Source organism: Piscinibacter gummiphilus, assembly GCF_002116905.1.
Lineage (GTDB): Bacteria > Pseudomonadota > Gammaproteobacteria > Burkholderiales > Burkholderiaceae_C > Rhizobacter > Rhizobacter gummiphilus.
The window spans coordinates 3,700,294-3,723,213 of the sequence record NZ_CP015118.1; the positions used below are offsets into that span (position 1 = coordinate 3,700,294).

The window sequence follows — 22,920 nt, forward strand, 5'->3', positions numbered from 1 at the left end:
GGCTCAGGCGCCCTTGCGCGGCCCGCCCAGCGCGGTGAAGAGCCCGAGGCCGAAGTACACGCCGGCCGAGGTGTAGCGCCCCACCCGCTTCGCGCCCTGGTGGCGCGACAGCAGCGGCGCCGCGACGGACGCCGCCAGCACCCACAGCGTGTCGGTGGTGCCGGCCACCGCGACGAACAGCGCGCCGAACAGCACGCTCTGGCCCAGCGCGGAATGGGTGGGGTCGATGAACTGCGGCAGGAAGGCGGCGAAGAAGATGGCCGTCTTCGGGTTCAGCAGCGCGACGAAGAAGCCGTCGCGGAAGATGCGGCGGGCGGCGTCGCGCGGCACCTCGGCCACGTCGGCCCCCTGGCCGGAGGAGCGCAGCGCCTGGATGCCCAGCCACACGAGGTAGGCCGCGCCTGCGAACTTCAGCACCGTGAACGCGACCGCCGACACCGCCAGCAGCGCGGCCAGGCCCAGCGACGCACCGATGGCGTTGCCGAGGTTTCCGAGCGCCACCCCGCCCACGGAGGCGAGCCCGGCGGGCCGCCCCTGCGTGACGGTGCGGGTCAGGATGTAGACCACCGCGGGCCCCGGCGTGATGGCGAGCACGAGGCTCGCCAGCACGAAGGTCGCGAAGGTGGCGCCGGAGGTCGTCAGGTCGAAGGGCATGGCGGCGGTCCCGTCAGGAAGGTGCCGCCATTCTGCGCCGGGATCAGATCAACGGCACGCCCGTCTTGGCCTGCAGCTCCTCGCGGGTCACGCCCGGGGCGATCTCGACCACCTTCAGGCCCTGCGGGGTGACGTCCAGCACGGCGAGGTCGGTGATGATGCGGTCGACCACGCCCACGCCCGTGAGCGGCAGCGTGCAGGCCGGGATGATCTTCAGGTCCTCGGTGCCGTCCTTCTTCTTCGCGACGTGCTCCATCAGCACGAGCACGCGGCCGACACCGGCCACGAGGTCCATCGCGCCGCCCATGCCCTTGACCATCTTGCCGGGGATCATCCAGTTGGCGAGGTCGCCCTTGGCGCTCACCTGCATGGCCCCGAGGATGCTCAGGTTGATCTTGCCGCCGCGGATCATCGCGAAGCTGTCGTGCGACCCGAAGATCGACGAGCCGGGCAAGGTGGTGACGGTCTGCTTGCCGGCGTTGATCAAGTCGGCATCGACTTCGTCTTCCGTGGGGAACGGGCCGATGCCCAGCATGCCGTTCTCGCTCTGCAGCCACACCTCGACGTCCGAAGGGACGTGGTTGGCCACGAGGGTGGGCAGGCCGATGCCCAGGTTCACGTAGAAGCCGTCCTGCAGCTCGCTCGCGGCACGTGCCGCCATCTGGTCGTGGGTCCAGGCCATGGTCAGGCTCCTGCTTTGGCGGTGGTTTCGCGGAGGGTGCGCTTCTCGATGCGCTTCTCGGGGGTGGCGTTCAGCACGATGCGGTGCACGTAGATGCCCGGCAGGTGAACGTCGTCCGGATCGATGGAGCCGGTGGGCACGATCTCCTCGACCTCCACGATGGTGACCTTGCCGGCCATGGCGACGGCCGGATTGAAGTTGCGCGCGGTGCGGCGGAACACGAGGTTGCCGCTGCGGTCGGCCTTGTGCGCCTTCACGAGGCTCACCTCGGGCAGCAGCGCCCGCTCCATCACGTACACCTGGCCGTCGAACTCGCGGGTTTCCTTGCCTTCGGCCACCAGCGTGCCCACGCCGGTCTTCGTGAAGAAGGCCGGGATGCCGGCGCCACCGGCGCGCAGCTTCTCGGCGAGCGTGCCCTGCGGCGTGAATTCCAGTTCCAGTTCACCGGCGAGGTACTGGCGCTCGAACTCCTTGTTCTCGCCCACGTAGCTCGAGATCATCTTCTTGATCTGGCGGGTTTCCAGGAGCTGGCCGAGGCCGAAGCCGTCGACGCCCGCGTTGTTCGAGATCACGGACAGGTTCTTGCGGCCCGTGTCGCGCAGCGCCGCGATCAGCGCCTCGGGAATGCCGCACAGGCCGAAGCCTCCCACCGCGAGCAGTTGCCCGTCGCGCACGACACCGTCGAGTGCCGCTGCCGCGCTGGGGTAGACCTTGTTCATCGCCGCCTCCTGGAACGAAAAAACCAAAAAAAATCGGATGGCGGAGCGTACTACGTAACGGATTAAGTAATCAGTACGTAGAATTCAGTAAGCACATGCCCACCATCGACCTCGATTACCGCACCGCGTTCGACCTGGCCCCCGTGGGTCTGGTGATCTCGCGCAACCGCCTCATGATCGACTGCAACCAGCAGGTGCTGGCGATGTTCGGGGCCGCGCGAGAGCAGCTGGTGGGCCAGAGCTTCGAGTTGCTGTACCCCACCCACGCCGAGTTCGAACGCACCGGCGAACGCATCACCGCCAGCCTCGACGCGCAAGGATGGTATGCCGACGAGCGCGTCATGAAACGGGTGGACGGGCCGCAACGAGGGGAATTGTTCTGGTGCCACGTGTCCGGCCGGGCGCTGGACCCGGGCGAACCCCACGCAGCGGGCATCTGGTCCTTCGAGGACCTGTCGGCCCAGCGCCAGCTCAAGGCCGACCTGACCCCGCGCGAGCGCGAGATCGCCGCCCTGCTGATCGACGGCCTGACCAGCAAGCTGATCGGCAAGCGGCTCAACATCAGCCCGCGCACCGTGGACGTGTACCGGGCGCGGCTGATGCGCAAGTACGCGGCGGTGACGACGCACGAGCTGGTGCACAAGCTGCTGAGCGGCTGACCGGCGCATCGCCGTCCGGAATGACGGCTCTATTTCGGGCCCGCGAACATCCCCTTCGTGCCAAAATCCCGAACGGAATGGAACCGATCCCAAAACGCGCTCCGGCCGCGCCCCGCCCCGCCCTTTTCTCCCTCACCTGGCCGCTGTTCGCCGAATTCGGCCTGGGCATGCTGGTCGCCGTCGTGGGGCTCTGGCTCGCATCGCGCACGTCCGACGCCTCGTCGGCCGCGTTTTCGGTGGCCAACCACGTGCAGGCCACCTTCTTCCTGCTCTTCCGGGTCATCAGCCTCGGCCTGAGCGTCGTCATCACGCAGAACCTCGGGGCGGGCAACCGCCAGGGGGCCGACGAAACCGCCCGGGCCGCGCTGGGCGCCAGCGCCTGGATGGGGCTGCTCACCGGCATCCTGGTCCTCGCGCTGGCCAGCCCGCTGCTGGGCCTGCTCAACGCCCCGGCCGAGGTGATGCCGCAGGCCCTGCCCTACCTGCGCATCCTCGCGTTCGCCCTCGCGCTGGACGCCTGCAACGCCAGCATGGCCGCCGTGATGCGCGCGCACATGCACACCCGCGACGCGCTCTACAACATGCTCGCGATGCACACCGTGCACCTCGTGGTGTGCTGGCCGCTGATGAACGGCTTCGGCCCCATCCCGGCGCTGGGCCTGCCGGGCTTCGCGCTGGCGATGGTCGCCAGCCGCGCCTTCGGCATCGCCTTCCACCTGGCGCTGTGGCGCAACCGGCTGAGCCTCGTGCCGCGGCGCTCGGACTGGTGGACCATGCACTGGAAGCGCCTCGCCCCCGTGCTGCACATCGGCCTGCCCGGCGCGGCCGAGAACATCGCCTACCGCCTGGCGCTCGTCTTCACCGTCGCGATGGTCGCGAAGATGGGCACCACGGCGCTCGCCACCCACACCTACACCATGCAGGTGATGTACCTCGTGCTGCTGGCCGGCCTGGCCGTCGGTTTCGCGAGCGAGATCCTCGTGGGCCACATGGTCGGCGCGGGCCACCTGCACGACGCCCACCAGCTCGTGCGCAAGAGCCTTCGCTGGGGCCTCGCCACCTCGTTCTGCTTCGCGCTGGTCGCGGCGATCTGTGCGCCCTGGGTGCTGACCTTCTTCACGCACGACCCGGCGGTGATCTCGATGGCGAGCACGCTGCTGTGGATCACCGTGCTGCTGGAACCCGGCCGCACCTTCAACCTCGTCGTCATCAACTCGCTGCGCGCGACGGGCGACGCCCGCTTCCCGGTGATGGCCGGCATCGCCTCGATGGTGATCGTGATGGCCGGCGGCGCCTGGTTCCTCGGCGTGCACCTGGGCATGGGCCTCGTGGGCGTGTGGATCGCCTACGCGGCCGACGAATGGATCCGCGGCCTGACCATGGCGGCCCGCTGGTACCGCCGCGGCTGGGTGCCGCACGCGCGGCGCACCCACCGGCGCGTGACGGCTCAGCGCCGCCTGGCCTGATCGGCCCTTCCGGACCGCGGGTACGCGGTTTGCCGGAAGATGCCACCATGACGATGAACACCACCTACGCCGCGAGCGAGCCGTCCCGGGCCGACGTCGACGCCTTGACGGGCCCCGCGCTCGTCGAGTTCGGCGCCCCCTGGTGCGGCTACTGCCAGGCGGCCCAACCCGCGCTCGCCGCGGCCCTCGCCGACCAGCCCGGCTTCCGCCACCTCAAGATCGAGGACGGGCGGGGCCGCCGCCTCGGGCGCTCCTACGGCATCAAGCTGTGGCCCACGCTGGTGGTGCTGCGCGACGGCCGCGAGGTGGCCCGGGTCGTGCGGCCCACGGCCCAGCGCGAGATTGCGGACGCCCTGGCTCAGGCCGCTGGCTGAATCGCGATGTTCCGATGGCCGCCGCCGGCCGGCGGTTCCATGCGTGCGCGCAACTGCCCGCAGCCGCCGTCCACCTCCTGCCCGGCCGACTGCCGCAGCCGCGCCAGCACGCCGCGCCGGTTGAGGTAGTTCGACATCGCCGCCGCCCGCTCGCCCGGCGGCCGGCTGTAGCCGGTGCCTTCGGTGGTGTTGTACGGGATCATGTTCATGATCGCGTACTTGCCCGACAGCAGGCGCACCATGCCTTCGAGCTCCTCGTCGGTGTCGTTGACCCCCTCCAGCAGCGTCCACTGGTACTGGATCGGGTAGCCGGTGGCGCGGGCGTACCGTTCACCCGCCTCCACGAGGTCGGCCGGATCGAAGCGCGGCGCGCGCGGCAGCAGGTGCGCGCGCAGGTCCGCTCGCGTGGTGTGCAGCGACAGCGCCAGCGCCGGCTTCACCTTGGCGAGCGGCAGCCGCTCGAACACGCGGGGGTCGCCCACCGTCGAGAAGACCAGCTGCTTGTGCCCGATGCCCCCCTCGACACCGAGCAGCTCGATGGCCTCGAGCACGTTGTCGAGGTTGTGCGCCGGCTCGCCCATGCCCATGAACACCACCTTGCGCACCGGTCGCCGCCGGCGCGCCAGCACCACCTGGGCGACGATCTCGGCGCTGCCCACCTGGCGCAGCAGCCCGTCGCGGCCCGTCATGCAGAACAGGCAGCCGACGGCGCAGCCCACCTGCGTGGAGACACACACCCCGTCGCGCGGCAGCAGCACACTCTCCACCGTGTGGCCGCCGGCCAGCTCGACGAGCAGCCGCGCCGACCCGTCCTCGGCCGGGTGTTCCGAGCGAACCCGCGCCAGGCCGTCGAACTCGGCCATCAGCTCGGGCAGCAGCGCACGCACCGAGGCCGGCAGGAAATCCTCGGGCTTGCGGCGCCCGCTCGATTGGTCCTGCGCGGTGGACCACAACCGCAGCACACGGTGTTCGTGGCACGGCTTCGCGCCGTGCGCGCGCAGGTGGTCTCGGAAGTGGACGATGCGCATGGGAAATCGATGGAAGCGGTTTACAAGTGTAGACAACTGGCACTCGAACGCGGGGGGTGTCCGTGCAGATGTCACACCTAGACTCGGATGGAGTCGTGCCGTCAGTGCACCACCATCATCCGGGAGAGACCTCATGAACACCCTCGGCCGCGCCCTGGCCGCCGTCACGCTGTGTGCCTGCGCAGCGTCCGCTTCCGCCATGCAGTGGCAACTGCAGTCGTTCAACTACGCGATGGCGAACGAGCCCGCCACGGGCACGTTCTTCTTCGACGGCGTCACGTTCTCCGACTGGGACATCCAGACGCCGTTCTCGATGGACTACCAGCCGTACCACTACACCTCGGCGAACTCGAAGATCGACATCCGGGAAGACGGCTACCTCGTGATCGGCCTGAACATCGGCAACGGGACCTGCCTGGAGCGCGGGAACGCGCCGTTCGGCCTCGCCACGACCTGCCTGTACCTCTCGCTGCCCACGCTGTTCGACGGCACCTCCGTGAGCGGCAGCTTCATGGAGTACCGCACCACGTACGGCGGCTACACCGAAGGCCGTGGCTACGGCGGCACCTACGCCCCCATCCCCGAACCCGCCACCGCGGCCATGCTGCTGGCCGGCGCCGGCCTCGTCGGCTGGACGGCCCGCCGGCGGCGCCGCGCCTGAGTCAGGCGCCCAGGGCCAGGAAGGCGCCCAGTTTCACGAACGTGGCCGTCCAGCCGCGTTCATGGCCCTCGCGGGCGGCCTGGTCGTAGAACCGGTCCTGCAGGAACACGAGGTCGGTGCCGCTGCCGGCCGGCTGCAGCTCGATGGACACGCGCGACACCCGCTCCGGTGTGCTCTTCCAGGCCCAGCTGAACACCAGCCGGCGCGGCGGGTCCACCGTGTCGTAGTGGCCCGAGACGTCGTGCTGCTCACCGTCCTGCGTGGTGAAGCCGATGTGGTACCGGCCACCCACCCGCAGGTCGATGTCGGCCACCACCACCGAGTTGACTTCCCCCGGGCCGAACCAGTGGCTCAGCGCTTGCGGGTCGGTCCACGCCCGCCAGACTTTTTCGGGGCTGACCGGGTAGTGGCGGCGGAGCTGGAGCTGGAGGTTCGGCGCGCCGGCGTCGACGGGGGACTGGGGCTGCTGGGGGGGCATGGATTCGTTTCCTCCTGGTGGTACAGGTAGCGCCCGAGCGCATCGAGCCGGTCGTTCCAGAACGCCTCGTAGCGCGTGAGCCAGCCGGCCGCATCGCGCATGGGGGCGGCCGTCAGCTCGCACCGTACCACGCGCCCTTCCTTGACGCGGGAGATCAGGCCGGCCGTCTCCAGCACCGCCAGGTGTTTCATGAACCCCGGCAAGGACATGTCGTGGGGTTCCGCCAGTTCGCCGACGCTGCGCGCGCCGGAGCCGAGGGTGTTCAGCACCTCGCGCCGCGTGGGGTCGGCCAACGCGGCGAACACCAGGTCGAGGTCGTTTCGTTTAACCATGGAGTTAAGTCTGAAGCGCTCAGGGGAAGCTGTCAACTGCCTGCGACCATCCGTCAGGCCGGGGCCAGCGAGGGAGCGCCACCGGGGGCGGGCTCCAGCACCAGGGGCACCGAGACGGTGAAGCGGGCGCCCGACGGCAGGCACTCGGCGCCGATCTCGCCGCCCATCGCATCGACGATCTGCCGCGAGATCGCGAGGCCGAGCCCCGCCCCCTGCCGCAACCGCTGGCCGGCATGGCCCTGGGCGTACGGCTGGAACAGCGCGGCGAGGTCGTCCGCGGTCAGGCCCGGTCCGGTGTCGTCCACCACCAGCTCGAACCGGCGGCGGTCGGCCGCACCGGTCACCCGGCCGGTGACGGACACCTGCCCCTGGCGCGTGAACTTCACGGCGTTTCCCACCAGGTTGTTGACCACCTGGCGCAGCCGGGAGACATCGAGCGAGACCCGCGGCAGGTCGTCCGCGCCGTGGAGCGCCGAGACCAGCATCAGGCCCTTCGCCCGGGCGCTGAGCTCGAACGGTGCGAGCATCTGCGCCCACTGCGCACCGAGGTCCACCGACGACGGCTGCAGCACCAGCGGCCGCTCGATCTGCTGCTCGTACTGCAGCGTGGTCTCGAGCAGGGTCTGGAAACCTTCGGCGGACGACTGGATGGCGCCCAGCAGCCGTTCGCGCTGCGGCGCGTCCGTCTCCGCCTTCGCCATCCCCGCCCCCGACGCGATGGCACCGAGCGTGCCGCGCAGTTCGTGCGACAGGTAACCGAGGAACCGCCCGCGCGATGCCGTGGTGGCCTCGGCGAGGTGCCGCGCGTCGAGTTCGATCTGGCGCGCCGCCCGCAGGCGGCGGTTGCCCCGGCGCAGCAGGTACGCCCAGGTGCCCAGCCACAGCACCACGGCCGACCCCACCGCGACGATGCGCAGCACCTGCAGCACGGCCACGCCCGACTCCGGCTGGATGACGAGCCAGCGCCGCTCGATCTCGCGCGCCTCCTCGTCGGTCACCGCGTCGAGGCCCTTGCGCAACAACCGCGTGAGCTCGGGCCGGTCGCGGCGCACCGCGAAGTACAGCTCGCTGTCGGCGTCCGGCACCGTGCCGGTGACCTTCACCCGCCCGGTGAAGCGGTCGTTGATCAGCTGGTTGACCACCTTCAGGTTGCCGATGGCCGCATCGGCGCTGCCGTCGGCCACCGCCTCGAGCACGGCTTCCTGCGTCGGGAAGGTCAGCAGCTGCAGCGACGGGTAGCGCGTGCGCAGCTGCGGGATCAGGAAATGCGCCTCGAGCAGCGCGAGGCGCCTGCGCCCCAGCTCGTCGAGCCGGGTGGCGAGCAGGCCGTGCTCGGTGGCGGTGACGATGCCCGTGGGCACGCGGAGGAACGGCCCGACGAAGTCGTAGTGGGCCCGGCGGGTGCTGGTGCGGGCGGCGCCCACCAGCACGTCGAGGTCGCCGTCGATGCCGCGCTGGTAGATGTCGGCGAAGGTGCCGCCGCTTTCGCTCTCGATCACGAGGCCCACCTTGCCCGCGGCCAGCCGCATGAAGTCGGCACCGAGGCCGCGCATCTCGGTCATGTCGGTCTGCAGCGTGATGGGCGCGAAGGCCGTGTCGTAGCCCACGCGGATGCGGCCGTGGTTGTCGACCCAGTCGCGTTCGGCGGGGATCAGCGAGGCCTTCGGGCGTTCGCCGTCGAACTCGATGTCGGGCGGCAGCCAGCGCGACGCGAGGAACGCGCGGTCGCGCAGCGTGATGCGCGCGAGCGCCTTGTCGAGCACCGACTGCAGGATGGGCTCGCCGCGGGGCACCGCGGGCCCGAGCGACGACAGCCCCGGCCCGAGCGTGCCGCGCACCTGCACGTTGGCCATCAGGAGCGACTCGATGTAGTGCACCGCCACATGGCGGAAGCCGATGAAGAGGTCCGCATCGCCCGAGGCCACCGCGCGCAGCGCGAGTTCGGGGGTGTCGTGGCGAACGACCTTCGCGTTCGGGAAGCGCCGGCGCAGCAGCTGGTCGGCGCCCGACCCGGTCTCGACCGAGATCCGGTAGCCCCCGAAGTTCGAAGCCGGGGAGATGTCGGGGATGTCGCGGCGCACCGCGAGCACCATGTTCGCGGAGATCATGGGCCGGGTGGCGAGCAGGTCCGACGGGTCCTTGTCGACGGGCGCGGACACGAAGGCCACGCCGGACACCTCGCCCCGCCGCACGGCGTCGTGCACGGCCGGCAGGTTCGGGTAGCGCCGGTGCGCCACGTGGAAGCCGGCACGTTCGGCCGCCTGCACGAGCATCTCGGCGGCGAAGCCCTGGGGCTCGGGGGCATCGGGGTCGAACGTGAAGTACGGCGGCAGGCCGCCGGTCCAGCCGAACGTGACGACCGGGTGCGCGGCGACCCAGGCGGTCTCTTCGGGCGTGAACGTGGTGTCCTCGGCGAGGGCCACGACGGGCCCGGCCAGCGCCAGGCACCCGACCACGCCGGCGCGCAGCCTGCGGACGGCCCGCCCCATCAGATCCCCGAACCACCCTGCCCCAAGCTGCATGTCCAGCCTCTCGTTGTGCGGGGCACTTTAGCCGAAGGTCGAGGCTCAGGACTCCTTCGAAACCCCGAGTTCGGCATACAGGCGCTCGACCAGCGCCTGAAGCGTCTGGATTTCACGCTGCATGGTGGCCTGCTGGGCCTTCAGGGTGGCCAGCTCGCTCGCCGCGACGAAGTCGGCCGACTCGGCGGCCACGGGCAACGCACTCACGTCGACCTCGCCGGACAGCAGGTGCGTCCAGCGCGACTCGCGGGCGCCGGGGGCACGGGGCAGCTTGACGACCAGCGGGCCGCCCTTCTCTTCGGACCGTTCCGCCAGCTCGTCGAGGAAGGCCTCCACCGACCCGGTGTCGGCGAACTTGTGCAGCCGCTCGCTGTTCCCGCGCAGCTCCGACGAGGTCTGCGGACCGCGCAGCATCAGCACGGCCAGCAGCGCCACCGAGGCGGACGGCAGGTTCATCGCCCGCCCGAGGTTGTGCTCGTAGCGGGACACGCGCGAGCCGCTCGCCTCGAACACGAGGTGCAGCACCTTCAGCGCGTCCACCGTGGCCTGCACCTCGGACTCCGAGGCGTTCAGCACCGGATCGCGCGCCGTCTTCTGGTTGCACCCGCCCACGAGCGAGTTCAGCGACAGCGGATAGCTGTCGGGCACCGTGTGGGCCTTCTCGATCAGGACCCCGAGCACGCGGGTCTCGAGGAGGGACAGCGCCCGCATCAGATGGCGAACCCGTCGTCGGCCTGGATCACCGCGCCGTTGATGAAGTGGCTCTCGTTCGAGCACAGCAGCATCAGCACGGCGTCGAGGTCCTTCGGCTGGCCGATGCGCTTGCGCGGCATCATCGCGATCAGCTTCTGGCCCTGTTCGGTGCCCCAGTGGTGGTGGTTGATCTCGGTGTCGATGTAGCCCGGGCAGATGGCGTTGACGTTGATGCCGAAGCGGCCCCACTCGAGCGCCATCGCGCGGGTCATGTGCACCACGGCGGCCTTGCTCATCGCGTACACGCCGATCTGGCTCAGAGGCTTCAAGCCGGCCATCGACGCGATGTTGACGATGCGCCCGCCCGTGAAGGTGCCCGGCGCCGCGCCGCGGGCGCGGGCGAGCATGCGCTTGCCCACCTCCTGGGCCACGAAGAAGGCGCCCTTCGTGTTGGTGTCCATCACGTAGTCGTAATCCTCCTCGGACACGTCGACCAGCTTCTGCGTGGTGCTGACGCCCGAGTTGTTCACGAGGATGTCGATCGTGCCCATCTCGGTTTCGGCGTGGGCGACGGCGGCCTTGATGCTGTCGTGGTCGGTGACGTCGAGCGTCACCACGTGGGCGTCGCCGCCCGACGCCTCGATTTCGGCGCGCAGCGTCTTCAGCCGCTCGACGCGGCGGCCCGCCAGCACCACGGCGGCGCCGGCGCCGGCCAGCGTCTTGGCGAATTGGGTGCCCAGCCCGCTCGACGCGCCGGTGACCAGCGCGACGCGCCCGGACAGATCGATGCTGTAGCTCATTCGGTTCTCCTGGTTCATCAACTTCGACTTCGGGTGAGCGATGAAGATAGCACGCTCCCCTCGTGAAGAAGACACGTTGCTTGGATCGAACGACCGTTCGTTTTCGCCTTCTGCAACATTTAGAATGCGCGACAAAGTGAATTCGAGCCCGATTCAAGGAGACTGCATGACCCCCTCGGAAATTCTTGCCCAGTACGGCCCACGCGAGGCCATGGAATACGACGTCGTGATCGTCGGTGGCGGCCCCGGCGGCCTCGCCACGGCCATCAAGCTGAAGCAGCTCGCTGCCGCGCAGGAGAAGGAAATCTCCGTCGTCGTGCTCGAGAAGGGCTCGGAACCCGGCGCCCACATCCTGAGCGGCGCGGTGATGGACCCCAGGGCCCTCACCGAACTGATCCCCGACTGGAAGGAACAGGGCGCGCCCCTGAACCAGCCCGTCACGGACGACAAGGTCATGTGGCTCACGAAGACCGGTGCGATCGACTTCCCGAAGTTCATGATCCCCGACAACTTCCACAACGAGGGCAACTACGCCATCAGCCTCGGCAACGTGGTGCGCTGGCTGGCGCAGCAGGCCGAAGCCCTCGGTGTGGAGATCTTCCCCGGCTTCCCCGCCGCCGAAGTGCTCTTCAACGACGACGGCAGCGTCAAGGGTGTCGCCACCGGCAACCTCGGCATCGGCAAGGACGGCCAGCCGAACGAGAACTTCCAGCTGGGCATGGAACTGCACGGCAAGTACACCGTGTTCGCCGAAGGCGCCCGCGGCCACCTCGGCAAGCAGGTCATCGGGAAGTTCAAGCTCGACGAGGGCAAGGACCCGCAGGCCTACGCCATCGGCGTGAAGGAACTGTGGGAGATCGACCCCGCCAAGCACAAGGCGGGTCTGGTCATCCACACCGCCGGCTTCCCGATGGACGACAGCACCTACGGCGGCGGCTTCATGTACCACCTCGAGGACAACAAGGTCACGCTCGGCCTCGTCACCGGCCTCGACTACGCCAACCCGTGGATCAGCCCGTTCGAGGAAATGCAGCGGTGGAAGACCCACCCGGCCATCCTCAAGTACCTCGAAGGCGGCAAGCGCCTGAGCTACGGCGCGCGCGCCATCACCACCGGCGGCCTGCTGAGCCTGCCGAAGGTCGTGTTCCCGGGCGGCTGCCTCGTGGGCTGCGACGCCGGTTTCCTGAACGGCGCCCGCATCAAGGGCAGCCATGCCGCGATCAAGAGCGGCATGCTCGCCGCCGACGCGCTGTTCGCCGCCGTCACCGGCGGCCGCCAGCACGACGAACTGTCGGCCTTCCCGGAAGCCTTCGAGAAGAGCTGGCTGCGCGACGAACTGCACCAGTCGCGCAACTTCAAGGCCTGGTTCAAGCTGGGCAACATGGTGGGCGGCCTGATGAACGGCATCGAGTACTGGCTGCTGCCGAAGCTCGGCTTCAAGACCCCGCCCTGGACGAAGCGCCGCACGATCCCCGACCACGCCATGCTGCGCCCGGCCTCCGAGTTCCCGCAGATCGTGTACCCGAAGCCGGACGGCAAGATCACCTTCGACCGCCTGAGCAGCGTGTTCGTGAGCAACACGAACCACGAGGAACACCAGCCGGCGCACCTGACGCTCAAGGACGACTCGGTGCCGGTCAAGGTCAACCTCGCGAAGTACGCCGGCCCCGAGTCGCGCTACTGCCCGGCCGGCGTGTACGAGTTCGTCAAGAACGAGGACAACACCGACCGCCTGCAGATCAACGCGCAGAACTGCGTGCACTGCAAGACCTGCGACATCAAGGACCCCACGCAGAACATCGTGTGGGTGACGCCTGAAGGTGGCGGCGGTCCGAACTACTCCGGCATGTAAGAGACAAACGGCCCCCGCGGGGGCCGTTTCTCATGGTGCGTCAGTTCTTGCGATAGGCCCGCACCCAGTCGATGTTCAGCGCCTGCGGGAACGCCGTGTCGTCGATGCCGTTGCGGCCCGCCCACGCCCCGCCGATGCCGAGGTTCAGCAGGATGTGCGCCGGCCCGCCGGCCGTGCCGTCGTCGTAGGTCCACGTCGCGGCACGCGTGTAGATCTTCTTGCCGTCGATGTACATCGTGACGGAGGTCGGCGTCCATTCGGCACCGATCACGTGGTAGCCCTCGGTGAAGTTGAACGGGGCCTTCCAGAACGTGTACTGCAGATTGAACGCCGGGTCGGCGTACGAGACCGAGGACGGCTGGCGGTCGCGGGTCACGACGTTCGAGTGGAGCATGTCCGGCAGGTCCTCCACGCCGTTGTTCACGAACTCGAAGATGTCGATCTCGGGCGGCCACGACAGGCGACCGGTCTCGGAGACATCGGAGTTGAGCCAGAACGCCGGCCACACGCCCTTGCCCGGCGGCATCTTCACGCGGGCCTCGAAGTAGCCGTAGCGCGTGGTCCAGTCGGAGCGGATCATCCCCGACTCGTAGTTGATGCCGTTCGCGTCCGTGGTCGACACCTTGCGCGCGACGAGGCTCAGCACGCCGTTGCCCACCTGGTGGTTGTCGTTGTCGCGGTACCGCTGCTTCTCGTCGTGCAGGCGGTCCGTGGTGCCGTTGTTGTAGATCATGCGCGTGTGCCACTTCGCGCGGTTCAGCGTGGTGCCGTTGAACTCGTCGTTGAACGCGAGCGTGTAGCCGGCGGGCACGAACGAGTTCGACGGGGACGTGATCGGCTCGGTCACGGCGATGGGCGTGCGCATCTTCATCGAGACGGTGTCGACGACCGCGCGCGAGCCGTTCGCCAGCACGCTCAGTTCGCCCTTCGTGTAGGCCGGTGCGGTGAACTCGAACGTGTAGTCCGTCCACGCCGTGCCCTTCACCTGCGTCTGGAACGTGCGGAAGTTCTCGTTGTACGGCGGGATCTGGAACTTCATCGCGACGGTGGTGGTGCCGGTCGCGTTTTCGTTGCGGGCGCGGAACTTCACGGTGTACGAGGCGCCCGCGACGAGCTGGGCCGGCGCGAACGTCTGCAGCGCGCGCCAGCCGACGTTGAGCGCCTTGCCGCCGGGACGCTGCGAGCTGTTGACGAGCACGGCATCGCCCACGTTCCAGTTGTTGAGGCCGTCGGCGAAGAGATTGTTGAGCACCATTTCGTCGGGCACGACGGTGTAGGACGTGTCGTCCCCGACGTCGCCTTCGTCGGCATCGGTCGTGGCCGCGATCAGCTTGGTGCCGTCGGCCGGTGCCAGGGCGGCCGGGGTCGAAAGCGTGGTGTTCGTGTCGTCGGCGCCACCGCCGCAGGCGGCGAGCAGGCAGGCCAGGGTGAGCGCGGAAAGCAGGGGCGCCGGGGTCGGCACGTGGAGCGATTTCATGGAGCGGTTCCCGAGTCGTTTGACAAGCTGGCCACCCGTTCGCACCGGGCGTCGAGGTGGCCTCTGCCTCTCGTTTCGGCAGGCCACCTCACGTCAACACCGGAAATCCGTAAGCGATTGCGACGACACGCGACGACACGAAACGTTCGGGGTTCACGTGATGGATGCCACACGCACGCCGCGGGGGTACACTACGAGCCGTCAGGAGAGAGTGCCCGCAAGGGCGCCGCCGAAGGCGAGCCGAGGGTCGGGGTGCAAGCACCGGCCGGAGGCAGAAACGCTCAGGCAAAAGGACTGGCACACGCTTCGGTAACGGGGCGTTCCTCACTGGAGAGAGGCTGGTGACCCGCACGCGGGTGAGCCGGTCCACCGAAGGGGCAAGCGGCAGGTGTCGGCACGAACCCCCGCCAATCTCTCAGGTAAAGCGGACAGCGAGGGCATCCCCACCGAAGTCGGTGGTTGCACGATTGCCCTGCCGGAGAAACGCATGTCCCTGCCCGCCGCCCTGCTGAAGACGCCGCTCCACGCGTTGCACCTCGAACTCGGTGCCAAGATGGTCCCCTTCGCCGGCTACGAGATGCCGGTCAACTACCCCGGCGGCATCATCGCCGAACACAAGCACTGCCGAGAGGCCGCCGCGCTGTTCGACGTGTCCCACATGGGCCAGTGCCGCCTCATCGGCGACGACGCCGCGAAGGCCCTCGAATCGCTGATCCCGGTCGACGTGATCGGCCTCGGCGTCGGCAAGCAGCGTTACGGCTTCTTCACCAACAAGTCCGGCGGCATCCTCGACGACCTGATGATCACCCGGCGCGAACACGACTTGCTGCTGGTCGTCAACGCCGCGTGCAAGAAGGCCGACCTCACCCACCTCGTCACCCACATCGGCCACCGCTGCACCGTGCAGCCCCTGCCCGACCAGGCGCTGCTCGCGCTGCAGGGCCCGAAGGCGGTCGATGCGCTGCGCCGACTCAACCCCGAGGTCGCCACGCTCGTCTTCATGACCGGCAAGGCCTTCTCGCTCGACGGCATCAACTGCTACGTCACCCGCTCCGGGTACACGGGCGAGGACGGCTTCGAGATCTCGGTCGCCAATGAACACGTCGAAGCCCTCGCCCGCAAGCTGCTGGCCCAGCCGGAGGTGCGCCCCGTGGGCCTCGGCGCACGCGACACGCTGCGCCTCGAGGCGGGCCTGTGCCTGTACGGCCACGACATCAACGAGAACACCACCCCGGTCGAGGCCGGCCTCACCTGGGCCATCCAGAAGGTCCGCCGCGTCGGTGGTGCACGCCACGGCGGCTACCCCGGCGCCGCGGCCATCGACGCCCAGCTCGCCACGGGCACCACCAACAAGCGCGTGGGCCTGCTGGGCCTCGAGCGGGTGCCGGTGCGCGAAGGCGCCACCATCGTCGACGCACGGGGCCACAAGCTCGGCCACGTCACCAGCGGCACGCTCGCGCCGTCGGTGAACCAGGCCATCGCGATGGCGTACCTCGCCAGCAACCACGCCCTCCCGCACCACGAGCTGTTCGCGGAGGTGCGCGGCAAGCGCCAGCCCATGCGGGTGGCGCCCACCCCGTTCGTGCCGCACCGCTACGTGCGCGGCTGAACGCGGTCCTGTTTTCCCCCGTTCGTTCCTTTTCCCACAGACCCCGCCCGCCGCGCGAAGCGGCCGGGCCACCCAGGAGTTGACCGATGACGACCCTCTACACGGCCGAACACGAGTGGATCACCACCGACACGCCCGCTTCCGCCACCGTTGGCATCACCGTGCATGCGCAGGACGCCCTCGGTGACGTCGTGTTCGTCGACCTGCCCGCCGTGGGCGCCACGTTCAACCAGGGCGACGTCGCCGGCGTCGTCGAATCCGTGAAGGCCGCGGCCGACCTCTACATGCCGGTGACCGGCGAGATCGTCGAGGTCAACGAGGCGCTGCGCGCCGACCCGTCGCTCGCCAACAGCGACCCGCTGAACACCGGCTGGTTCTTCAAGGTGAAGGTGGCCGACGCCGGCCAGTTCGCCAAGCTGCTCGACGCCACCGCGTACGACGACCTCGTCAAGAACAGCTGACCCCGCCTACGCCCTGCCCACTCCACCCGTCACACCCCTCTTCCTGGATCCGTCCGCCATGTTGATGTCCGCCCTCAAGCCGCTCGGAGAGCTCGAGAACGCCGCCGAATTCGTCGCCCGCCACATCGGCATCGAGGACAGCGACGAACGGCACATGCTGTCGGTCATCGGGGCGGCCTCGCGCCGCGCGCTGATCGACGCCATCGTGCCGCGTGCCATCGCCCGGCCCGCGCCCATGGCGCTGCCCGCGCCGCTCACCGAAGCGCGCGCGCTGGCGGACCTGAAGCGCATCGCCGGCAAGAACCGGGTGCTGAAGAGTTTCATCGGGCAGGGCTACCACGGCACCCTCACGCCGGGCGTCATCCTGCGCAACATCCTCGAGAACCCGGCGTGGTACACGGCCTACACGCCGTACCAGGCCGAGATCTCGCAGGGCCGCATGGAGGCGCTCGTCAACTTCCAGACGATGGTGTGCGACCTCACGGGCCTCGCCATCGCCGGCTCGTCGATGCTGGACGAAGCCACGGCCGCCGCCGAGGCCATGACCCTCGCGATGCGCGTGGGCAAGAGCAAGAGCACCGTGTTCTTCGTCGCCGACGACGTGCTGCCGCAGACGCTCGAGGTGGTGCAGACGCGCGCCCGCCCGCTGGGCATCACGGTCGCGACCGGCCCGGCCGAGCAGGCCGGCACCGCGGGGGCCTTCGGCGCCCTCTTCCAGTACCCCGGCGTGGGCGGCGCGGTGCGTGACCTCGGCCCGCTGATCGACGCCGTGCACGCGGCCGGCGGCCTCGCCATCGTCGCGGCCGACCTGCTGGCCCTCACGCTGCTCAAGTCGCCCGGCGAGATGGGCGCCGACATCGCGGTGGGCAACACCCAGCGCTTCGGCATGCCCATGGGCAACGGCGGCCCGCACGCCGCCTACATGGCCACGAAGGACGAGCACAAGCGCTCGATGCCGGGCCGCCTCGTCGGCGTCAGCGTCGACAGCCACGGCAACCCGGCCTACCGCCTCGCGCTGCAGACGCGCGAGCAGCACATCCGCCGCGAGAAGGCCACGTCGAACATCTGCACCGCCCAGGTGCTGCCCGCGGTGGTGGCCAGCATGTACGCCGTGTACCACGGCCCGGCCGGCCTGCAGCGCATCGCGCGCCGCGTGGCCAGCTACACGGCCATCCTCGCCGAGGGTGTCAAGGGCCTGGGCGCGAAGGTGCTCAACGCACACGCCTTCGACACGCTCGAGGTGCACACCGCCGACACCACCGAGCAGGTGCTGGCCGCCGCGCGCGCCGCGGGCCTGAACCTGCGCCGCGCCTCGGCCGCGTCGGTGGGCATCACGCTCGACGAGACCACGTCGCGCGGCTGCCTGGAAGCGCTGTGGACGCTGTTCGCACACGGCCGCCCGCTGCCGTCGTTCGACGCGTTCGAGAAGGGCATCGTCTCGCTGCTGCCCGACGCGCTGGTGCGCACCAGTGCGTACCTCACGCACCCGGTCTTCAACATGCACCACTCCGAGACCGAGATGCTGCGCTACATCCGCAGCCTCTCCGACAAGGACCTGGCGCTCGACCGCAGCATGATCCCGCTGGGCTCGTGCACGATGAAGCTCAACGCCACGAGCGAGATGATCCCCATCACGTGGCCCGAGTTCGCGAACCTGCACCCGTTCGCCCCGGCCGACCAGCTGGCCGGCTACGCCGAACTCGACGAGCAGCTGCGCGAATGGCTGTGCCAGGCCACCGGCTACGCCGGCATCAGCCTGCAGCCCAATGCCGGCTCCCAGGGCGAATACGCCGGCCTCCTCGCCATCAAGGCCTTCCACGAGGCCCGCGGCGAAGGCCGGCGCGACATCTGCCTGATCCCCGAATCCGCCCACGGCACCAACCCCGCCAGCGCGCAGATGGCCGGCCTGCAGGTGGTGGTGACCAAGTGCGACGCCGACGGCAACGTCGACATCGACGACCTGAAGGCCAAGTGCGAACAGCACTCGGCCCGCCTGTCGTGCGTGATGATCACCTACCCGTCCACCTACGGCGTGTTCGAGACGCGCGTGAAGGAACTCTGCGCCCTCGTGCACCAGCACGGCGGCCGGGTCTACGTCGACGGCGCCAACATGAACGCGCTGGTGGGCGTGGCCGCTCCCGGCGAGTTCGGCGGCGACGTGAGCCACCTGAACCTCCACAAGACCTTCTGCATCCCGCACGGCGGCGGTGGCCCCGGCGTGGGCCCCGTGTGCGTGGTGGAAGACCTCGTGCCCTACCTGCCCGCCCACCGCGCGGCCGGCATCGGCGTGGGCACGCCGCGCGTGGGCGCCGTCTCGGCCGCGCCGCTCGGCAACGCCGCGGTGCTGCCCATCAGCTGGATGTACGTGCGCATGATGGGCGCCGACGGCCTCAAGGCCGCCACCGAAACCGCGATCCTGAGCGCCAACTACGTGGCCGCGCGCCTGGCCGACCACTACGACATCCACTACAGCGGCAACATCGCCGGCGTGAAGGGTGGCGGCGTGGCCCACGAGTGCATCCTCGACCTGCGCCCGCTCAAGGACTCGTCCGGCGTCACCGCGGAAGACGTGGCCAAGCGCCTGATCGACTACGGCTTCCACGCCCCCACGCTGAGCTTCCCGGTGGCCGGCACGCTGATGGTCGAGCCCACCGAAAGCGAACCGCTGAAGGAGCTGGACCGCTTCTGCGACGCGATGATCGCCATCCGCGGCGAGATCGCGAAGGTGGAGTCGGGCACGTGGCCGCGCGAGGACAACCCGCTGAAGGCCGCCCCCCACACCACCGAGGCGCTGCTGAAGGCCGACTGGCCGCACCCGTACACCCGCGAGGAAGCGGCGTACCCGGTGAAGAGCCTGCGGCAGCAGAAATACTGGTCGCCCGTGGGCCGGGTCGACAACGTCTACGGCGACCGCAACCTGTTCTGCAGCTGCGTGCCCCTCAGCGCCTACGACAACGCCCAGGACTGACCGCTTGAACGCTGCACGCCATCGCACACGCCGCGGGTCGGGCGTGGCGAGGGCCGTGGCGGCCGCCTGCGCAAGCGTGCTGCTGCTCGGCGGCTGTGTCCGCGCCCTCTTCTTCCATCCGAACGACCGCGAGTACTCGGAGCCCGAGAAGCTGGGCCTCGTCTCCCACGACATCGAGTTCCGCGCGGAGGACCGCTCGCCGCTGGACGGCTGGTGGCTGCCGGCCGACCCGAAGGCCGGCCCGCCCATCTGCACCGTGGTGCACGCCCACGGCAACGCGGCCAACATCTCGCGGCACCTCGAGGCCGTGGCGTGGCTGCCGCCGCTCGGGGTCAACGTGCTGATGTTCGACTACCGGGGCTTCGGGCTGTCGCTCGGCAAACCGTCGCTCGACGGGGTCGTGGCCGACACCGAGGCCGCCGTGCACACCGCGCTGCAGATGCCCGGCGCCACCCCGGGCCGGCTCTTCGTGTTCGGCCAGAGCCTGGGCGGCGCCACGGCGATCCGCGCGGTCGCCGAACTCCCGCCGGGCCTCGTGCAGGGCCTGATCGTCGACTCCGGCTTCGCCCGCTACCGCGACGTGGCCCACCACGTCGCCAACGAGATCAAGGTGCTCAAGCTCTTCGCCCCCATCGTGCGCGAGACCCTGCCGGGCAGCGAGGACGACCCGGTCACGGCGATCCCGAACGTCCACGTGCCCGTGTGGATCATTCAGGGTGATGCCGACCGCACCGTGCCGTTCTTCCAGGGCGTGGACCTCTTCGAGGCCGCGCGCGAGCCCAAGACCTGGGTGCGGGTGGTCGGCGGCGAACACCTCGACGCAATGACCCGGCCGGAGGTGCGCGCCATCGTCTGGCAGGCGCTGCGCGAGGTGTGCGGCACGGCGCCGGTGGCGTCCGCCGCATCGGCGCCGGACGGCGCGGGCCACTGAGGGCACGTCCCATGGCACGTTTCAACCTCGCCTTCGACCGCGTGTTCGTGCCAGGGCGCCTGACCCTGGGCCTCATGACACCGTTCGGCGGCCCGCCCGCGCCGATGGCCGAGCTCGGCGAAACGGCCCGGCTCGCCGCGCAGGCCGACGGCCTCGGCTTCGCGGCGCTGTGGACCCGCGACGTGCCGCTGATGGTGCCGCAGGGCCCAGACAACACCGCGACCGCGCTCGACGATCCGTTCCTGTGGCTGCTGGCCCTGGCCGGCGCCACCCGCCGCATCGCCCTCGGCGCCGCGGCCATCGTGCTGCCGCTGCGCCATCCGCTGCACGTCGCCAAGGCCGCGCTGAGCCTCGACCGGCTGAGCGGCGGCCGCTTCATCCTCGGTGCCGGCTCGGGCGACCGGCCGGACGAGTTCGCGTCCTTCGGCGCCGAACTCGACGCCCGCGCGGAGACCTTCCGCACCCATTGGGCACTCGTGCGCTCGGCGCTCTCCTCCGATCCCGAGGCACGCCGGCACCTGCTCGCCCACACCGGCGGCCACGAGCTGATGGCCGTGCCGCAGGCCGACATCCCGATGCTGGTCGTGGGGTCCGCGCGCCAGTCGCTGCAGTGGACGGCGTCGAACGCGGACGGCTGGGCCACGTACCACCGCGAGGAAGCCCGGCAGGAGGGTCGCATCCAGCTGTGGCGCCAGGCGCTGGCCCAGAAGGTCGCCGGCCAGCCGAAACCCTTCGTGCAGTCCGTCCAGCTGGACCTGCTGGACGATCCCGCGGCACCGGCCACGCCGCTCGAGCTGGGCCTGCGCACCGGCCGGCATGCGCTGCTCGCCTACCTGCACCACATGCACGGCCTGGGCGTGGCGCACGTGCTGTTCAACCTGGCCCGCGGCGCGCGTCCGCTGGACGACGTGATCCGGGAACTCGGCGAGGACGTGCTGCCGCAGTTGTAGCCCGTCAGTCCCCGTGCGGCAGGCCACCGGCCCGCCGCAGCAGCTGCCGGCAACGCTCGGACAGGTGCACCACCCGCAGGTGCTTGCCCGCCTTCTCGTAGCGCTCGCGCAGGGTCTTGAGCGCCTCGATGGCCGAGTAGTCGACGAAGCTCAGGTGCCGGCAGTCGAGGGTCACCACGGCCGGGTCGCCCGCGGCATCGAACTGGCCCAGGAAGGGTTTGACCGACGCGAAGAACAGCGTGCCGTGCACCGTGTAGAGCTTGCTGCCATCGGGCTCCGCGTGGGGCTCGGCGTACAGGTCGCGCGCGTGGTGCCACGCGAAGTTCAGCGCGGCGATCACGATGCCGCACAGCACGGCCGTCGCCAGGTCCGTCAGCACGGTGATCACCGTGACGGCCGCGATCACCACCACGTCGCTGCGCGGCACCTTGTTCAGCACGCGCAGCGAACCCCACGCGAAGGTCTGCTGCGCCACGACGAACATCACGCCCACCAGCGCCGCCAGCGGGATGCGCTCGATCAGCGGCGACAGGAACAGCACGAACATCAGGATCAGCACGCCGGCCACGACCCCGGAGAGCCGCCCGCGCCCGCCGGAGTTGAGGTTGATCACCGTCTGGCCGATCATCGCGCAGCCGCCCATGCCGCCGGCCAGCCCCGAGGCCACGTTCGCCACGCCGAGTGCCACGCACTCGCGGTTCGTGCGGCCGCGGCTCTGCGTGATCTCGTCGGTGAGGTTGAGCGTCAGCAGCGTCTCGAGCAGGCCCACGAGGGCCATCAGCGCCGCATAGGGCGCGACGATGCGCAGGGTCTCGAGGTTCCACGGCACGTCCGGCAGCGACAGCGACGGCAGGCCGCCCGCGATGTGCGCCATGTCGCCCAGGGTGCGCGTGGGCAGGTCCAGCACGTTGGTCAGCACACCCACCCCGAGGATCGCCACCAGCGCCGGCGGCACGCTGCGCGTGAGCCTGGGCAGCACGTAGACGATGGCCATGGTCAGCGCCACGAGGCCCGCCATGAGCCACAGCGCCGGACCCTGCAGCCACGCGTGCCCGTCCCTGAAGTGTTCCAGCTGCGCCATCGCGATGATGATGGCCAGCCCGTTGACGAAACCGAGCATCACCGGGTGCGGCACCATGCGCACCAGCTTGCCCAGCCGCAGCACGCCGAACAGCACCATCAGCAGCCCGCCGAGCAGCACGGTCGCGAGCAGGTAGGCCACGCCGTGCTGCACGACGAGCGCCACGATCACCACGGCCATCGACCCGGCGGCGCCCGAGATCATCCCCGGCCGCCCGCCGAACAGGGCCGTGACCGTGCAGATGATGAAGGCCCCGTACAGGCCCATCAGCGGATTGAGGTGGGCGACGAGGGCGAACGCGATGCACTCGGGGACGAGGGCGAACGACGTGGTGAGTCCGGCGAGGACGTCGGCGCGAAGGCGGGGGAAGGTCATGCGGGGCAACAGACGGCGAGGAAGGGGCGTATTGTTCTACGTCTCGGTCGCCATTCCCTCGCCGGGGGCGACGAAGGCGCCGAATCCGCCTTTCAGGGACCGAGGCACGATCCGATCATGCAGATCGCATGAACCAGGGCCGCACCGC

The 22,920-nt window shown here is 69.8% G+C and carries 21 protein-coding genes and 2 riboswitches; of the genes, 10 read left to right on the forward strand and 11 right to left on the reverse strand.

What is annotated here, in order from left to right; translation table 11 throughout:
• Positions 1-3: 3 nt before the first annotated feature.
• The 3 genes from A4W93_RS16670 to A4W93_RS16680 are packed head-to-tail and all read right to left on the reverse strand — an operon-like array spanning position 4 to position 2,055.
• Positions 4-654, reverse strand: coding sequence for a LysE family translocator (locus A4W93_RS16670; RefSeq protein ID WP_085751675.1), 651 nt, complete (start codon positions 652-654; stop codon positions 4-6).
• A 43-nt stretch (positions 655-697) separates the two neighbouring features.
• Positions 698-1,336 carry a 3-oxoacid CoA-transferase subunit B gene (locus tag A4W93_RS16675; protein WP_085751676.1) on the reverse strand — a complete coding sequence of 213 codons (639 nt, stop codon included), beginning with the start codon at positions 1,334-1,336 and terminating at the stop codon, positions 698-700.
• 2 nt (positions 1,337-1,338) lie between these two features.
• Entirely contained in the window at positions 1,339-2,055 is a 717-nt protein-coding gene (locus A4W93_RS16680) for a CoA transferase subunit A (protein ID WP_085751677.1), read from the reverse strand.
• A gap of 95 nt (positions 2,056-2,150) precedes the next feature.
• Here A4W93_RS16680 and A4W93_RS16685 point away from each other — a divergent pair, with 95 nt between their 5' ends.
• From A4W93_RS16685 to A4W93_RS16695, 3 genes are all read left to right on the forward strand, one after another.
• The gene (locus A4W93_RS16685) at positions 2,151-2,714 is read left to right on the forward strand and encodes a PAS and helix-turn-helix domain-containing protein (protein WP_085751678.1); all 564 of its coding nucleotides are present in this window, start codon (positions 2,151-2,153) and stop codon (positions 2,712-2,714) included.
• 77 nt (positions 2,715-2,791) lie between these two features.
• Positions 2,792-4,180: an MATE family efflux transporter gene (locus A4W93_RS16690; RefSeq protein WP_085751679.1), complete on the forward strand. Its 1,389-nt coding sequence runs from the start codon at positions 2,792-2,794 to the stop codon at positions 4,178-4,180.
• A 47-nt stretch (positions 4,181-4,227) separates the two neighbouring features.
• Entirely contained in the window at positions 4,228-4,554 is a 327-nt protein-coding gene (locus tag A4W93_RS16695; protein ID WP_085751680.1) for a thioredoxin family protein, read from the forward strand.
• Here the strand turns inward: A4W93_RS16695 and A4W93_RS16700 are convergent.
• Positions 4,539-5,582, reverse strand: coding sequence for an RNA methyltransferase (locus A4W93_RS16700; RefSeq protein ID WP_085751681.1), 1,044 nt, complete (start codon positions 5,580-5,582; stop codon positions 4,539-4,541). The genes A4W93_RS16695 and A4W93_RS16700 overlap by 16 nt on opposite strands.
• Positions 5,583-5,715: 133 nt before the next feature.
• Here A4W93_RS16700 and A4W93_RS16705 point away from each other — a divergent pair, with 133 nt between their 5' ends.
• The gene (locus A4W93_RS16705) at positions 5,716-6,243 is read left to right on the forward strand and encodes a PEP-CTERM sorting domain-containing protein (protein ID WP_157782174.1); all 528 of its coding nucleotides are present in this window, start codon (positions 5,716-5,718) and stop codon (positions 6,241-6,243) included.
• Between the two features lies 1 nt (position 6,244).
• Here A4W93_RS16705 and A4W93_RS16710 read toward each other — a convergent pair whose 3' ends face one another.
• From A4W93_RS16710 to A4W93_RS16730, 5 genes are read right to left on the reverse strand one after another with little or no spacing between them, the layout of a single operon-like run.
• Positions 6,245-6,598, reverse strand: a complete 354-nt coding sequence (locus A4W93_RS16710) for an SRPBCC family protein (RefSeq protein ID WP_407081717.1) — start codon at positions 6,596-6,598, stop codon at positions 6,245-6,247.
• Entirely contained in the window at positions 6,595-7,053 is a 459-nt protein-coding gene (locus A4W93_RS16715) for an ArsR/SmtB family transcription factor (RefSeq protein ID WP_157131812.1), read from the reverse strand. Before A4W93_RS16715 ends, A4W93_RS16710 begins: the two co-directional genes overlap by 4 nt.
• 53 nt (positions 7,054-7,106) lie before the next feature.
• Complete coding sequence (locus A4W93_RS16720; protein ID WP_085751684.1) at positions 7,107-9,575, reverse strand: ATP-binding protein; 2,469 nt, start codon at positions 9,573-9,575, stop codon at positions 7,107-7,109.
• A 45-nt stretch (positions 9,576-9,620) separates the two neighbouring features.
• Positions 9,621-10,286 carry a YceH family protein gene (locus A4W93_RS16725; RefSeq protein WP_085751685.1) on the reverse strand — a complete coding sequence of 222 codons (666 nt, stop codon included), beginning with the start codon at positions 10,284-10,286 and terminating at the stop codon, positions 9,621-9,623.
• Entirely contained in the window at positions 10,286-11,068 is a 783-nt protein-coding gene (locus tag A4W93_RS16730; protein WP_085751686.1) for an SDR family oxidoreductase, read from the reverse strand. Before A4W93_RS16730 ends, A4W93_RS16725 begins: the two co-directional genes overlap by 1 nt.
• A gap of 166 nt (positions 11,069-11,234) precedes the next feature.
• Here A4W93_RS16730 and A4W93_RS16735 point away from each other — a divergent pair, with 166 nt between their 5' ends.
• On the forward strand, positions 11,235-12,920 hold the full coding sequence (locus A4W93_RS16735) for an electron transfer flavoprotein-ubiquinone oxidoreductase (protein ID WP_085751687.1): 1,686 nt from the start codon (positions 11,235-11,237) through the stop codon (positions 12,918-12,920).
• A 40-nt stretch (positions 12,921-12,960) separates the two neighbouring features.
• Here the strand turns inward: A4W93_RS16735 and A4W93_RS16740 are convergent, their stop codons facing one another.
• The gene (locus A4W93_RS16740; protein WP_085751688.1) at positions 12,961-14,397 is read right to left on the reverse strand and encodes a glycoside hydrolase family 16 protein; all 1,437 of its coding nucleotides are present in this window, start codon (positions 14,395-14,397) and stop codon (positions 12,961-12,963) included.
• A 192-nt stretch (positions 14,398-14,589) separates the two neighbouring features.
• A riboswitch (glycine riboswitch) is annotated at positions 14,590-14,704 on the forward strand.
• 10 nt (positions 14,705-14,714) lie between these two features.
• Positions 14,715-14,839, forward strand: a riboswitch (glycine riboswitch).
• Positions 14,840-14,884: 45 nt separating this feature from the next.
• Here A4W93_RS16740 and gcvT point away from each other — a divergent pair.
• From gcvT to A4W93_RS16765, 5 genes are all read left to right on the forward strand, one after another.
• Positions 14,885-16,006: a glycine cleavage system aminomethyltransferase GcvT gene (gene gcvT / locus A4W93_RS16745; protein ID WP_085754203.1), complete on the forward strand. Its 1,122-nt coding sequence runs from the start codon at positions 14,885-14,887 to the stop codon at positions 16,004-16,006.
• A gap of 86 nt (positions 16,007-16,092) precedes the next feature.
• Positions 16,093-16,467: a glycine cleavage system protein GcvH gene (gene gcvH / locus A4W93_RS16750; RefSeq protein ID WP_085751689.1), complete on the forward strand. Its 375-nt coding sequence runs from the start codon at positions 16,093-16,095 to the stop codon at positions 16,465-16,467.
• A gap of 58 nt (positions 16,468-16,525) precedes the next feature.
• Positions 16,526-19,435, forward strand: a complete 2,910-nt coding sequence (gcvP, locus tag A4W93_RS16755; protein ID WP_174694889.1) for an aminomethyl-transferring glycine dehydrogenase — start codon at positions 16,526-16,528, stop codon at positions 19,433-19,435.
• Between the two features lie 4 nt (positions 19,436-19,439).
• Positions 19,440-20,366, forward strand: coding sequence for an alpha/beta hydrolase (locus A4W93_RS16760; RefSeq protein ID WP_085751690.1), 927 nt, complete (start codon positions 19,440-19,442; stop codon positions 20,364-20,366).
• Between the two features lie 11 nt (positions 20,367-20,377).
• The gene (locus A4W93_RS16765; protein ID WP_085751691.1) at positions 20,378-21,316 is read left to right on the forward strand and encodes a TIGR03571 family LLM class oxidoreductase; all 939 of its coding nucleotides are present in this window, start codon (positions 20,378-20,380) and stop codon (positions 21,314-21,316) included.
• A gap of 4 nt (positions 21,317-21,320) precedes the next feature.
• Here the strand turns inward: A4W93_RS16765 and A4W93_RS16770 are convergent, their stop codons facing one another.
• A complete protein-coding gene (locus A4W93_RS16770; protein ID WP_085751692.1) occupies positions 21,321-22,772 on the reverse strand; it encodes a SulP family inorganic anion transporter in 1,452 nt (483 codons plus the stop codon).
• Positions 22,773-22,920 lie beyond the last annotated feature (148 nt).